Raw genomic sequence first — 14,602 nt, forward strand, 5'->3', positions numbered from 1 at the left:
ATCAGATACGCCCCAGCAAAGAAACCATTTCCAGTGCGGTAGACGCCGCTTCGACACCTTTGTTGCCCGCCTTGGTGCCCGAGCGTTCGATCGCCTGCTCAATGGTATCCACGGTCAGTACCCCAAAGGTCACCGGGATATTAGCATTCAGCGACACCTGTGCCAGACCCTTGGTGCACTCGCCTGCCACATAGTCAAAATGGGGCGTGCCACCGCGAATCACCGCGCCGAGGGCGATGATCGCGTCGAATTCGCCCTTGGCGACAATGCGCTGGGCCGCAAGCGGAAACTCGAAAGCACCCGGCGCGTAGTAGATGGTCACCTGATCGTCTTTGATGCCGTGGCGACGCAGTGTGTCCAGCGCGCCGTCTTTCAGACTCTCCACCACAAAGCTGTTCCAGCGGCTGACCAGCAGCGCGTAGCGGCCTTTGCTTGCCGCGAAATCCCCTTCAATCACCTTGATCTGGCTCATATCACAATCTCGTTTAATGTCTGTTCATGCACAGCGACCATCATCGTCTATGACGCCGGTCACCCAATGATGTATCCGCCAGCGTCCTCAGCTTTCCGGCTCGAGGTGCTCCACAATCTCAAGGTCGAAGCCGGACAGCGCGGTAAAGCGCATCGGTGCCGACATCAGGCGCATTTTGCGCACCCCCAGGTCCCGCAGTATTTGCGAGCCGGTGCCCACTTGCTTGTACACTTGATCCGGGCTGCGCGTGCGCTGTTTGCCGGACAGCATCCAATCGATGCTTTCATCCAGGCCCGCCGTACTCTCGTCGTGGCAAATCAGTACCAGCACACCTTCACCCGCTTCGGCAATCGCACTGAGCGCTTCGCGGTAGCTCCACGAGCAGGCACCTCCGGGGCGCTTAAGGCCGATCAGATCGCGTGCCACGTCCATAACGTGCACCCGAACCAGTGTGGGTTTATCCGGGTCCACATGGCCTTTGAGCAGCACGAAATGCCGCTCTCCACGAGCCAAATCCCGATAGGTGCGCAATTCAAACGCGCCAAACTCGGTCTCCACCTGACGGGTGCTGATGCACTCAACCGTTTTTTCCTTGACGGAGCGGTAGTGAATCAAGTCCGCTATGGTACCGATTTTCAGGTTGTGTGTCCGTGCAAAGGTTTCGAGGTCCTTGCGTCGCGCCATGGAGCCATCGGGGTTCATGATTTCGACCAGCACGGAGGCCGGCTCAAACCCGGCCAGCCGGGCCAGATCGCAGCCCGCTTCGGTATGCCCGGCACGGCTCATCACGCCGCCCGGCTGGGCCATAATCGGGAAAATATGCCCCGGCTGCACCAAATCCCGGGGGCTGGCATTGCGCCCGGCCGCGACACGCACGGTGTGGGCGCGGTCCGCCGCCGAAATCCCGGTGGTCACACCCTCCGCCGCTTCGATGGAAACGGTGAAGTTTGTCGAATAGCGTGCCTGATTGTTGCTGACCATCAATGGCAGGCCCAGTTGCTCACACCGTTCCGGAGTGAGCGTCAGGCAAATCAGGCCCCGCGCGTGCGTGGACATAAAGTTGATATCCTCCGGGCGAACCTGCTCGGCGGCCATGATGAGATCACCTTCGTTCTCCCGGTCCTCGTCGTCCATCAGGATAATCATTTTGCCCTGACGGATGTCCTCGATCAGTTCTTCCGGCGTATTGAGTTCCATAAGTACCTTTACGTTAAGCATTCTTGCGCATCGTTAACCATTACTGCGCGATACCAATATCTGTGTCGCTCAGCGGTGCGTAAAGCCATGTTCGGCCAAAAAATCCAGCGTTACGCCCCCTGCACTCTCGGCGGCTTTGTCACCCAGCAACAATCGCTCCAGGTAGCGCGCCAGTACATCCACTTCCAGATTGACCCGGCTGCCCTCGCGATACCCCTCCATTACAGTGCATTTGAGGGTATGAGGGACAATATTCAACTCGAACTCGGCACCGTCCACTTTATTCACCGTCAGGCTGGTGCCGTCGACGGTGATCGATCCTTTATGGGCGATGTATTTGGCCAGCGCGGCGGGCGCCCGTATCCGGAAGCGCTCGGAACGGGCATCGCTGTAGCGCGAGACCACCTCTCCGACACCGTCCACGTGACCGCTGACAATATGCCCACCCAACCGGGTGTTGGGCGTCAGGGCTTTTTCCAGATTGACCGCCTGGCCCACGGCCCACTCAACGACGGTGGTGTGCGCCAGGGTTTCGCCGGACACATCCGCCCAGTAACCGTTCCCAGGCAATTCCACCACAGTCAGGCAAACCCCATTGGTGGCAATGGAATCTCCCAGTTGCACATCGGCCAGTGGCAAATCACCGGTTTCAATCAGCAGGCGCAGGTCGCCGCCTTTGGGTTCGAGGCGGGCAACGCGGCCTTTGGCTTCGATAATGCCTGTGAACATCGCGTGTTTCTCACTGGTGTTGCAAATAGTGGTATTGCAAATAATGGGTGCACGATGGCTGAGCCGCTGTGGAGCGCCTGCCGGTGGCTACCGCCATCAGCCTTCCGGATCGGGGCGAGCGGTAATGCGCCAGTCATGCCCCACCGCGCGGATATCCTCAATCTTTAACGGCAGCTGGGCCGCCATGCTGTCCAGAGGTAACTGGAACAGGGGCCGGGCGTTGCTGCCCAGTAGCTTGGGCGCCATATACACGATGATCTCATCGAGCAAGCCCTGCCCGAGAAACGCACCGGCCAGCGTAGCCCCGGACTCCAGCAGGACCTCGTTGCACTCCCGTCGGGCCAGCTCCGTCAACAGCGCCGTCAGATCAATTCGATTCCGGGGCCCCGGCAGTGCCAGGGTTTCTACCTGTGCGGGCCACGGTGCCTGCGACGCCATATTCCCTACCAGCAACACCGGCCCCGGTTGCTCCAGCAACGTGGCGCCGGGCGTCATGCGTCCCCTTGAATCCAGTACCACGCGCAGTGGCTGACGACGGGCAATGGCATCGGCGTTGTCCAGTCCAAGCTCCGTCGCGCGCACGGTCAGTGAGGCATGATCCATCAATACGGTATCGATGCCACTGATAATCGCGCAACTGCGGGCGCGCAGCCGCTGGACGTCTTCCCGCGCGCGCCGCGCGGTCACCCATTTACTTTCGCCACTGGCCATCGCGGTGCGTCCATCCAGGCTCATCGCCAGTTTGCAGCGTACCCAGGGGCGGCCACGCTCCATCCGCGAAATAAAGCCGGGATTCAACGCCCGGGCTTCATCTTCCATCAGCGGGCCTTCCACCACAACCCCGGCAGCGCGCAACCGCTGGATGCCCTCTCCCGCCACCTGCGGGTTGGGGTCTTCCATACCAAACACCACTCGCGCCACGCCTGCGTCAACCAACGCCTGGCTACAGGGTCCGGTACGGCCAGTGTGATTGCAGGGCTCCAGTGTCACATAGGCGGTGGCACCGCGTGCCTTTTCGCCCGCGTGGCGCAGGGCGTTGATTTCCGCGTGCGCCTCGCCCGCCCGCTCATGCCATCCGTCGGCCAACCACTGCTCGCCGTGCGCCATCACGCATCCCACCCGAGGGTTGGGCATGGTGGTGTAGATGCCCCGCTCCGCGAGACGGAGCGCACGGGCCATAAACCGGCTGTCGTTATCGGTCAACGGCATGGCTTAGATTTTGGCTCCGGGCTCGTGGCGCTCCAAACGGTCAATTTCTTCCCGGAACTCGTTCAGGTCTTTAAAGCGCCGGTAAACAGACGCAAAACGCACATAGGCCACTTCGTCCAGCTTGCGCAATTCTTCCATGACTTTTTCGCCCACCCGCAAAGACGGCACTTCCCGCTCGCCGGTGGCCTGGAGGAAATGCTTGATCTGGTTAAGGGCGGATTCGATGGATTCGATGCTAACCGGCCGTTTTTCCAGCGCGCGCAGCAGTCCCGCTCGCAGCTTGGCTTCATCAAAGGGTTCGCGCGTACCGTCTTGTTTGATGATGCGCGGCATCACCAACTCGGCCACTTCATAAGTGGTAAAACGCTCGCTGCAGGACAGGCATTGGCGACGACGACGAATCTGATCGCCTTCGGCCACCAGCCGGGAATCGACAACTTTGGTTTCTTCGGCGCCGCAGAAAGGACAGTGCATGGCACAGGGGCCTCGTGGCTAATAAAACTGCGCGCATCTTAGCACAGTTTGCCGCGAACGCCCCAGAATCGGTCACTCCAATCAGGCTTCGGGCACGGCCTGCCCGACCTTGGCCAACTCGTCTTCGATAAACGTCAGCGCCTCATCAATCAACACCAGCATCGCCGCTTTGGCCCGTCCGGCGTTGCGATTGCGGATGGCGTTGTACACTTTCGCGTGATCCTCAATCACGGCGGCGTGGTCGCCCTTGATCACGTTGGTGTGCCGAATACTGACATTAAGCGCTGTCTGGATGAAGTCGCGCAAACGGATATAGAAGCGGTTCCGGCTGGCGAACAGGACGCTGACATGGAAATCGATATCCGCCTGCAACGCCTCCTCCGGGCGACTGGCCAGGCGCATGCCTTCCAGCGCGTCCCCAATGCGCTCAATATCAGCATCATCGGCGAAGCGAGCGGCCAAAGAGGCGGCCTCGGGTTCAATAGCGATACGCATCTGCAAAAATTCACGCAGCACGTTCATGGAGGGATTGCCTTCAAGCGACCAGCGCAACAGGTCGGAGTCGAAAATATTCCACTCCTGTTCGGGCAGAATCCGGATTCCCTGGCGGGGACGGCTGGAAATCAGCCCTTTGGCCGAGAGCATTTTTACCGCTTCGCGCACGGCGGTGCGGCTGACACCGAACTGCTCGCACAATTCTGCCTCGGTGGGCAGGCTTTCGTCCTTGGGATAAACACCACAGACAATGGCTTTCCCCAGCTCCTGAGTCATGCGCTGGGACAGGTTAAAGTTGCGCTCGAATACGGCCATTTCGGGGTTCCATGTCGGGATTGGGCTTCAAGGCTGCAAAGGTAGCGTGTTCAATGCCAAAGTTCAATAAAGAGATTATCGGATAATAGGACTTAATAGCAGAAGGACTTTAAGGACTAAATCAACGCAGGCAGGCTCCCATCCCCCCGGAAACACTGCGCTTGAGAGAGAGAGGGAGGGAGAACCGCTGGCAACCGGTTCTCCCTCCTGCCTCAGTGGTACGTGATGACAAAACCGCCCGTTGGCTGCATCGTCACTTCAACGTGGTCGGACGCGGTCACATCGCGCCGAACAAACGAGCGGGGCTCCGGCCCATCGGTGATCACGGTGCCGTTGCGGTCATTAAGGAATGACAGGTCCAGCGTCAAGGTCTGCTCCGACGCGGTGCCGTTAATGCCAGCGATGTACCAGGCGCTGCCGGAACGGCGGGCAAATACCGCGTACTTACCCGGATAACCTTCCACAAGACGTGACTCATCCCACACCACCGGCACATTGCTCATAAAGTCCCTGACATACTCCGGGACTGTGTCCATGCCTTCGGGGGTTTCGACAATGTGTTCAATACCCGACAGGAAGACTACCGGCAGAGCCAGCTGCAAACCATTTCGCGTCTTGCGCTGCACACTGGGATTTCTCAATGTATCGAACACGGTCGGGGTGTAGTCCATCGGGTCAAACACGTTGCGGGCAAAGGGCAGCATGGCCACATGGCTGGCTTCCAAATCCGCCGAGCCCTGGCCAAAGGTCACCATTTCCATACCGTGAACGGACTCCATCGTCATCATGTGCGGATAGGTACGGTGAATGCCCCGAGGCAACGTGGAGCCGTGGTGGTTGACCATCAAATGAAAGTCAGCGGCATCCTCAAGAATATCGCGATAATACGCCATGGAGGATTGCCCATCGCCAGGGAAGAAATCAATCTTCACGCCGCGCACGCCCATTTCCTGCAAACGCGCAAATTCCTCGCGCCGGTCCTCACGGTTGACCAGCCGGCTTTTGGGCGAATAGGTGGTGGTATTCCAGTCGCCCGAGGAGTTGTACCAAAGGAATAATCCCACCTGTTTTTCCGCCGCATAGTCCACCAACTCCTGCATCCGCTCGTAGCCGATGGTACGGTCCCAGTTCACATCCACCAGCGAGTACTCCCAGCCCATATCGGCGGCGTAATCGATAAACTGCTTTTGGATGTCATAGGTAATTGAGTCATCTTTCAGCAGTCCCCAGCTCCAGCTCGCCATGCCCGGCTCAATGAACGATTGATCCATATCGATTGCCGGTTCAGCCAGGTCTGTTCCCATATGAGAGGCGGTGATTTTCGCCAGAGAACCCAGGGTGATCGTGCGCCAGGGCGAAGAGAAAGGACGCGTATCGTTGGCCATGAGACGCCCGCCCGTGAAGACTTCGCCTTTCATGGGGCCATCAATGACATACTCGCCGTTGGGCGACTCGGCTTTTAAGCGCGAGGCGTGGAAATTGCTTTGCATGCCCACCTCGCTCAGCAAGACCCAGGTCTCACCCGTCTGGAAAAGCGCCGGGAATACCCACCCAGCCTCTGAGGGCGACGGCGTACCCACGGGAATTTCCATCTCGTAATGCTCTTCATAAGCCGGGTTAGTGCCCTCGAAGCCGGTTTTCACCACCTGCATCGGCTGCAACCAGGCTTGCGCTGATTCGGCGAAACGGAACGATGTGGTTTCCCGAATAACTTCAGTGACTTGATCGGACTCTCCCGGGAAGTGGTAGCGAAAGGCGATGCCGTCATTAGTCGCGCGAAACACAACTTCCATCAAGTCGCCCTGCGGGTTGGCAAACCGAATGCGGCGCTCGTTCGCGGTGTAGTCCACACGCCGTTGTTTGCCGTGGCTCAGACGGTACTGTTCGTCGACGACGGTCGGTGCAAACACTTTTTCCAGAGTCAGCTGCCGGCTGAATTCGCCATCGGATAAGTTCATCCCCAGCGCCGAGGGCTCCATGATCGTCTGATCACGATAAAAAATGCGGTAGGAGGGCTCACCTTCCGCTCCCAAAGAAACGCTCACTCGCACATGACCATCCGGGCTGCTGAGCTCCAGCGGCTGTTGGGACGGTGACTGGCTTTGGCAGGCGCTCAGCAGCCAAATGGCAGACAGAATAAACAGAAAAGCCTTCATTACTATTATGCTCCTTTACTAAACGAAGTTGCGATGATGTGACAGGGCGGGGAGGCCGGGCTCAACGATAAAAATGGCCCGCCCATAAAGGGCGGGCAAAGCAAGCGCTCCAGACAAACCCAAACCTGATGTCGGGTCAAAATTGATTCGGCCTTAAAACTCGGCGCGAATCCCCACGGTGTAGCGGGGTCCTGTTTGCTCACGCAACAGAATGTGGTTGTCGTAACGGCCCACCTTCTGATACTTCTCGTCCGTGATATTTACACCTTCGACAAATACTGACAGTGTTTCACTCAATGCATAGCTCACGCGCGCATCCACTTGCTCGTAGTCTTCAACAAACGTCGGCTCGCCGCCAAAACCCACCGCTGTTTGCAGGAAGCGGTCACGCAGGTTCCAGGCCAGCCGGGCTTCAAAATTCCCCGCCTCGTAGAAGCCCACAACGTTGTAGGAGTTGCCAAGCCCTTCCAACGCAAAGGTCTGCGTCAGATCGCCGGTATCCAGTTCGGCATCACTGTCCACCAGCGTGGCATTCGCGGTGAAACCAAAGCCGCTCCAAAGCCCCGGCAAATAATCGAACGTGTGCTGGAAGCCAAGTTCCACACCATCCACCGTCGCTTTTTCCAGGTTGTCCTGCAAACTCACTTCAAAGATGGGGTTACCTTCGAACAGGTTATCCTGATCCTGAATTTCAAACGCCTGCTGCTGCACGGTGCTGACCAGGAAGTTGTCTACCTTTTTCTGGAAAAACCCCACCGTCAAATAGCCACTTTCCTGGTAATACCATTCCAGTGCCACATCGAGGTTGTCGGAACTGTAGGGCTCAAGATTGGGGTTGCCGCTGCTGGCCTGCAGGTTGCCGGGCCGGGCGGAACCGACGGTGGTGCGCGGCGACAATGCGCCGAAAGGCGGACGTGTCAACGTACGGGACGCCGCAAACCGCGCCACCAGGTCATCGGTAATATTCAAGCGGGCATCCAAAGTAGGCAGCCAATCCTCGTAGGTATTATTGGCGCTCACTACCTGCTCGTTACCATCAACCACATCATAGCCTGTCGGGTCACTGGGAATTTCCCGAAGATCCAATAATGGAGCCGATATACCGTATGGCGTGGTTTCAGTGTCCACATACCGCAACCCGGTGTTCACACTCCAGGGCATATCCGCCAGAACACCTGCGAAGTTCAGGTTAACGTAAAACGACAGGACTTCTTCATCAATTTCCGTCGAGGTGGACTGCTGGCGCAACGCATAGCCGCCCGCTTCATCCAGAGCCGCCTGGGTGGTGCCGGGCTCCAGCCCCGCAGCAGCGTCCATATCCGCCGCCGCTTCGGGGGTTTCGAGGTAGGAAATCAACCCGTCCAGATCGGCCGTTTGCCAGGTCAGCGGCACATCAATATCGCCGCCCATGTAGTTGCCGCCCTCTTCAGCCAGCCCTAAAAACTCGTTGGGTACATCGGCCAGATAACCGCAATAAATACAGGCATTGTCGGAAGTGCGGTTTGTGGTACTTTCGGACTCGTCGGAGTAATGCGCGCCGAACGTTACCGTTTTCAGAGCGCCCTTCTCGGCCTGCCACTCGAAGTCCACACGCTGTTCAAACAGGTCGTGCTCAATGTCAGCCGCGCCGCCCAGCGGGCCGCCACCAATCCCGCGCATGAAAAAGTGCGCGTTGGGCAAATCGAGGTTGTTAATCTGCTCGTCGGTAACGCCACTGTAGGAGGGAATGCCATTTTCATCGTAGCTCAGCGTAAAGCCGTTTTCGCGAAAGCCAAATACGCCCACGTTCGTACCGCCGGCACCGCCGGACTCCGCCTTGGAGTAGCTGGTGTCAAAGGCCACATTCCATCCGGGTGCAAAATCCCAGTCGGCATTGAAACCAAACGCCTGTGACTCCGACGGTCGGCTACGTTCGGCAACCGAAAAGTCAGTGGCGGCATTTTGGTTTTGGGTAAACTCGATCGCCGTGCGATTCTCATCGAAAGTGGCGTCTGTAATAATGGAGGGCGTCACGAAAAATGTCAGGGTGTTGGACTGGGTCTGCACATCAAAGTCGTTGTACATCGCGTCCAGAGTCAGCGTGAGATTGTCCGTGGCTTCAAACTGCAAGGTGCTGTTGACGTTGAAGCGTTCCCGCTGCTCGTTAATCGGGCTGATATTAAACACCTGGGGAATAAAGAACTGGTCATCCGCACTGTAGCCCTGCTGCGCCAAGTCGTCGGCGATCAGCGACATGTCATCACGGGGGGCCGTGAGTATGCCATCCGTCAGGAAGCGCTCTATGCGGTTTTCACGCTTGTCATAACCCACGGACAACAATGCCCCAACGCGGCCGTCAGCAAACGTGTTGCTGACCATACCAAACAATTGAGGCGTGGTTTCCCCCGACAGGTCTTCATGCAGCGCCTTCACAGAACCCACCGCCTGGAAACTGCCAATATCCAGAGGGCGGGGCGTGTGCATCACAATGGTAGAGCCGATCCCACCCGACTGAAGCCGGGCTTGAGAGCTTTTATACACATCCACGCGGGATACCAGCTCCGCAGGAAGATTGTCAAAGTTAAAAGAACGTGCGCCGGTATCCGACACCTGGCGACGACCATTGAGCAAAACGGTGTTGAACTGTGGGCCAAACCCGCGGACCGTGACGCTCTGCCCTTCCCCACCGCTGCGGTCAATGGAGACACCGGTGATGCGCTGAAGGGATTCGGCAATATTGGTATCGGGGAACTTGCCCAGGCTTTCGGAGGCGATGGAGTCAACCATAGCGTCGGAATTGCGCTTGATATCCATGGCTTGCTGAAGGCTGCTGCGAATCCCTGTGACGACGACTTCCTCCAGGGCCTGATTCGAAGCTTCTTGCGCCATAACCGCAGGACTTCCCACTACAACCGCGGATAGCGCGCTGGCTATTAAAGATCGTTTGAAAATCATTATCGTTTACCTCTTATCATTATTTCACTGTCGCCCTTGGGGGCTTGTGTCTTGGTAGCGGGCTTGAAACGTCACCCGTCTCCGCTATTTATAATATATTATTTCTATATCATCAATATGAAAAATGGAAAATAGTTTCTTTAGCAGCCAATAGTCGGCTGTTCCTCGAATTTGCGGGCATTTATAATGAAAAAGGCGCCAATCACCCTTGGTGATTGGCGCCTTTGGAAGGTCGCGAGCCGTTAGGTTAGAGGCTCACTGCAAAGGACAACGGCCCAGGGAACGACTTACTGAGCGGAGAAACGAAAGCTCATCCGGGAGTAGTAGCGCTCCCCAGGCTGTAAAATGGTGCTGGGAAAACGGCTTTGGTTGGGAGAGTCCGGGAAGTGCTGAGGTTCGATGCAGAAAGCGCCATGGCGAACCTGTCGCTGCTTTTTGCCCACTACTGTGCCATCCAGAAAGTTACTGGTGTAAAGCTGGAAGCACGGCTCTGTGGTCCAGACCTCTAAAACCCGTCCGGAGTGCGGTTCATGCGCGCGCGCCGCAAAGACTTCTTCCCCGGCATTAGGCTTGTCTCGATCAATCACGAAGTTGTGATCATAACCACCATTGACCCGTTGGAGCTGGGGGTGGGCTTCGCCGATGCCCGCGCCCAGACGCTGCGGTTTTGTGAAGTCAAACGGCGTACCCTGCACGTTGGTCAGGTCACCTTCCGGAATCAGACCTTCATTGACGGGAGTGAACTGAGAGGCATTTAATTCCAGAATGTGTTCCAGAACGTTCCCCTGTGCCGCCAAATTAAAATAGCTGTGCTGGGTCAGGTTGACGGGCGTGGCCCGGGTTGTGGTGGCCTGGTATTCTGTGACCAGCCGATTGTCCGGCGTCAGTCGATAATCCACCTGCACCCGCAACTCTCCGGGATAACCCTGATCTCCATCCGGGCTTATCAGCGTTAAACGAACCCCAGCGTCGTCTCCGTTGTCCAGGGCTTCCATCTCCCAAAGTTTTTTGTCGAAACCTTCCACCCCGCCATGAATGTGATTCTCGCCGTCGTTCTGATCCAGTTGGAAAGTTTCACCTCCCAGCGAAAAAGAACCCTTGGCAATCCGGTTACCAAAGCGTCCGATGATGGCACCAAAGTAAGGAGAGTCTGTGAAGTAGGGAGCCAGCTCATCAAACCCCAGAACCACATCCGCCAGTTCCCCATGTCGGTCAGGCGCAAAAAGATGCGTAATAATGCCACCGTAGTTCAGCAGCCGAACCTCCATACCCGCCGGGTTGGTGAGCACACATTGAGACACTGGCCGACCATCGGGCAAGGTTCCAAAAGGGGTAATAAGCACAGGCATAACACGATTCCTCTCGCGTGAAAAATGGCTAAATGGTATACCAGCCTATACGGCGTGGGCCAGCGGTAAACCGCAAATAAAAAAGGCCAACCTTAAAGGTTGGCCAAGCCGGTCTCAACAGATTACGCGCTACCCCTCCAGCCGATCAGAAGGAATAACGAGCCCCCAAGGCAAAGTTGCGACTATAAAGTGTGCTGACGTGCGAGTGCAGATAACTATTGCCATAGCGCTCCTGCATCATTTCTATTAATGGCGTCTTCGCGCCAGATATAGGACAAGCGGGCATCAAAGGTCGGGCGCTCGTAAGCCAATGTCACGCTGTATGAGGAATCGGATACCCCGAAAAATGGCTCCGTTCGCGTATCCACCTGATTCGCCTGCTCATCCGGCACAGGGATGTCCTGTTCCGAATCCAGGAAAGTCGCGCTGGCAACCATGCCCAACCCATCCAGAGCCGCCGGTAAATTCTCCGGGAAATACGTCAGGCCCAACTCTGCCCCCCTCAAAACGCCATTCGACGCATTTTCAGGACGATCCAGAATAAACGTATCGACATTCACACCTTCCACGTCCGCCTGAATGGAGCTTCGGAACGGAATGACCAACCCTTCCACCTTGCGCTCAAACAACGTGACATAGGTGTAACTCGCGTCGCCAAAATACCACTCCAGCGACAAGTCCAGATTTTCTGAGGTAGTGGGTTTCAGGTTTTCATTGCCACCACTGGCCGTGCCGTACCCAACATTACTCAGGTCACTGTTGTACGTAATGGTGGGGTTGAGATCGTTAAAGCCCGGCATACGAAGGGCTTCTGAGTAGGAAAAGCGCACCAGCCAATCATCAGTAAGATGATACCGAAGCTGGGCACTGGGAAGAAATTCAGACGTCGTCGTCTCGCCTTCGCTCGCCATTCCGGACTGCTGGTCGTAGAACACGGTTTCAGTTAACACATCCACATAACGCCCACCGACTTCACCGTCCAGCGTGCGGCCCATCAAGTCAGCTTCAAACCTTACTTTGGCATAAAGCGCGGCGTTCCGCTCATCCGCTTCGAATGTTTTACGGAATTGCGGGTTTAGCTCCATATTATAGAGTTCGCGGAACAGCTCACGATTGGCGGACACATAGCTGCTGTCCGCCGACATCCAGCCACGCGGCACGTTGGCATGCCCCTCCAGATATCCCTCGTTAATTTTTTGCAACCCATCGTAAGTCGAGAAGTCACACGCCGGCGTGTAACCTTCCGTTGGCTGACGGGCTTCACACCCCATCTCCTCCGAGTCCTGATCGCGTCGGGATATGCTTGCGTCCCGGTCATCCCAGCGAACGCCGAATTCGATCTTTGGAAACAGGTCGCTCTGGGTCCAGTATTCCGCATCGGCGGTAAACGTCACACCCGAGCCGGTTTCCTCATCGGCGTTGTCGTAGATCGCCCCCATGGTGTATAGCGAGGGGTCCGTCAGGTTGGATTCATCGACATCGGGTGTTTCGGGATTGTCCGCAAATGTTAAACCGGGCACGCCGTCAAAATTAGTGGTCGCCTGCCAATGTTGATCATTCGCCCGCATCCCGAAGAACTCACGCTCATAATCGCTCTCCTGGTAGACCAGCTCCGAGCGCACATCAAAATTCTCCGAAAGATTCCATTCGCCACCGAGCGCGTATACATAGCTGTTGCTTTTGGTTTCGGTGAAGTCGCCACTGGTAAACACATCCGTGTTACGCACCATTCTCTCACGAACCACGTTGGTCCCTGGGTACAGCTCATAGGTATCTTCCACATTCTCTGAAATGTCGCTCAGCGATTCCCAGCCATCTACAAACGCGAAGTACATTAAGTTGTGAAGCCGGTTATGAGAACCGTTATAGAGCGCTTCAAAGTAGTATTCAGAATCGTCGTTTGGAGAAAACTGCAGCGAGATATTGGCATTCGGCCGCTCACGCTCGCCGGTAAAATCCGGCAGAATCAATGCATCGCGTGCCATAACATACTCGGCCGAGCCATCGTTGATATCCAGCGTCGAACCGGCCTCGGTGGGGAGCCCGTTATCCAGCCCTGCCTGCCAGATAGGATTCTGGGAAACGCCCGGTCTTGTGGGGTAAATTCGCTGCATGGGCAAATAGCGCTGATCAACGACGTCACCCGTTTCGGGGTCGGTAACGGACGGATCATTCGGCAGGTCTCTTCCGTTCTTAATGTACGGCAGCTGGGCACCACTGGTGGCGGTTTGATCCCTGTAGCTCGTTTTAGAGTAGGAGAGGTTGATCAACGCCCCGAAATCCCCGGTATCGGTTTGCCAGCGGTTGCTCGCCAGCGCGCTGATAACCGGATCGGTTTCATCCACTTCTTCCTGATGAATCATGCGGCCGGCAACTGAAAAACGGGCTCCGTCAAAATCGAAGGGCGGAACGTTCTAACATCGATGGTGCCGGCAATCCCGTTTTCATACTGGTCCGCTGAACGGCTTTTACTAACGTCGATACGGGAAACCAGCGTGGATGGGATATCGGCCAGTTCAATCGCGCGGTCCACGGTGCCGTAGATGGTTCGGCCATTCACGGTAGTACTGACATCGGACAAACCACGAATCAACACCGTACTGGTTTCACCTTGACCGCGGTCAGTTACCTGAATACCTGAAACACGCTGGAGCGACTCAACAACATTATTATCCGGCAGCTTGCCAATGTCCTCGGCAACCACTGAGTCAACAATGCTGTACGACTCCCTTTTGATGTCCGCCGCCTGATTCAAGCTGGCACGAATACCGGTCACCACCACCTCTTCAAGCGTTGGCTGGCTTTGAGCTTGCACCCAGAGCGGCGCACTGGCGAGCATTACGGAGACTGAAACCCCGCAACTTAACAAAGAACGTTTAAAGATCATTATTCTCTCCTGTCGATTAGTCAGGCTTTTCAGGTCCGGTGAGCACTGGCTGCAAACACGTGCTCACCCAAGCAGGTTCGTGCTGAAAAGCTCATTATTTTTAACGTCGAGCCAAACCATAAAGTAATATAAAAATATAGTAAATAAAAAATGCGTGATTTTCGCCAAAAAAAGCGACAACTTCCGGAAAAATTTCGGATTAATACAATTTAGCGTCAAAAAAATACAATTTCCAAAATGGCACTCATGGCGAGAAACGACACAAAAATCACGATCGGCTACGACGATCGGCAGGCTTAGGGAGGCTAGAGGAAGAAAGCAGGAAGGAAAGAGAGACGAGGGACAGGCTACGGCATTATTTTGGACAAAAAAAAGCCGCTGTTAA

General features: G+C 56.2%; 11 protein-coding genes. All 11 read right to left on the reverse strand.

Features of this window, described 5'->3' with window-relative positions; genetic code table 11:
- Position 1: 1 nt before the first annotated feature.
- Positions 2–472, reverse strand: coding sequence for a 6,7-dimethyl-8-ribityllumazine synthase (ribH, locus tag ACQCLF_RS02735; RefSeq protein WP_426984782.1), 471 nt, complete (start codon positions 470–472; stop codon positions 2–4).
- Between the two features lie 87 nt (positions 473–559).
- Positions 560–1,669, reverse strand: a complete 1,110-nt coding sequence (ribBA, locus tag ACQCLF_RS02740; RefSeq protein ID WP_426985223.1) for a bifunctional 3,4-dihydroxy-2-butanone-4-phosphate synthase/GTP cyclohydrolase II — start codon at positions 1,667–1,669, stop codon at positions 560–562.
- 69 nt (positions 1,670–1,738) lie between these two features.
- Positions 1,739–2,398 (reverse strand): riboflavin synthase, encoded by a 660-nt coding sequence (locus ACQCLF_RS02745; protein ID WP_426984783.1) that lies wholly within the window; start codon positions 2,396–2,398, stop codon positions 1,739–1,741.
- A gap of 96 nt (positions 2,399–2,494) precedes the next feature.
- Complete coding sequence (gene ribD / locus ACQCLF_RS02750; protein WP_426984784.1) at positions 2,495–3,607, reverse strand: bifunctional diaminohydroxyphosphoribosylaminopyrimidine deaminase/5-amino-6-(5-phosphoribosylamino)uracil reductase RibD; 1,113 nt, start codon at positions 3,605–3,607, stop codon at positions 2,495–2,497.
- Between the two features lie 3 nt (positions 3,608–3,610).
- Positions 3,611–4,081, reverse strand: coding sequence for a transcriptional regulator NrdR (gene nrdR / locus ACQCLF_RS02755; RefSeq protein ID WP_426984785.1), 471 nt, complete (start codon positions 4,079–4,081; stop codon positions 3,611–3,613).
- An 81-nt stretch (positions 4,082–4,162) separates the two neighbouring features.
- Positions 4,163–4,891 (reverse strand): FadR/GntR family transcriptional regulator, encoded by a 729-nt coding sequence (locus tag ACQCLF_RS02760; RefSeq protein WP_426984786.1) that lies wholly within the window; start codon positions 4,889–4,891, stop codon positions 4,163–4,165.
- A gap of 212 nt (positions 4,892–5,103) precedes the next feature.
- On the reverse strand, positions 5,104–7,047 hold the full coding sequence (locus tag ACQCLF_RS02765; protein ID WP_426984787.1) for a glycoside hydrolase family 97 catalytic domain-containing protein: 1,944 nt from the start codon (positions 7,045–7,047) through the stop codon (positions 5,104–5,106).
- A gap of 153 nt (positions 7,048–7,200) precedes the next feature.
- Positions 7,201–9,915, reverse strand: coding sequence for a TonB-dependent receptor (locus ACQCLF_RS02770; RefSeq protein WP_426984788.1), 2,715 nt, complete (start codon positions 9,913–9,915; stop codon positions 7,201–7,203).
- A gap of 353 nt (positions 9,916–10,268) precedes the next feature.
- The gene (locus ACQCLF_RS02775) at positions 10,269–11,330 is read right to left on the reverse strand and encodes an aldose epimerase family protein (RefSeq protein WP_426984789.1); all 1,062 of its coding nucleotides are present in this window, start codon (positions 11,328–11,330) and stop codon (positions 10,269–10,271) included.
- Between the two features lie 215 nt (positions 11,331–11,545).
- Positions 11,546–13,693 carry a TonB-dependent receptor gene (locus ACQCLF_RS02780; protein WP_426984790.1) on the reverse strand — a complete coding sequence of 716 codons (2,148 nt, stop codon included), beginning with the start codon at positions 13,691–13,693 and terminating at the stop codon, positions 11,546–11,548.
- On the reverse strand, positions 13,690–14,217 hold the full coding sequence (locus ACQCLF_RS02785) for a TonB-dependent receptor plug domain-containing protein (protein WP_426984791.1): 528 nt from the start codon (positions 14,215–14,217) through the stop codon (positions 13,690–13,692). Before ACQCLF_RS02785 ends, ACQCLF_RS02780 begins: the two co-directional genes overlap by 4 nt.
- Positions 14,218–14,602 lie beyond the last annotated feature (385 nt).

Origin of the sequence: Marinimicrobium sp. ARAG 43.8, assembly GCF_050113635.1 — a bacterium.
Classification (GTDB): Bacteria; Pseudomonadota; Gammaproteobacteria; order Pseudomonadales; family Cellvibrionaceae; genus Marinimicrobium.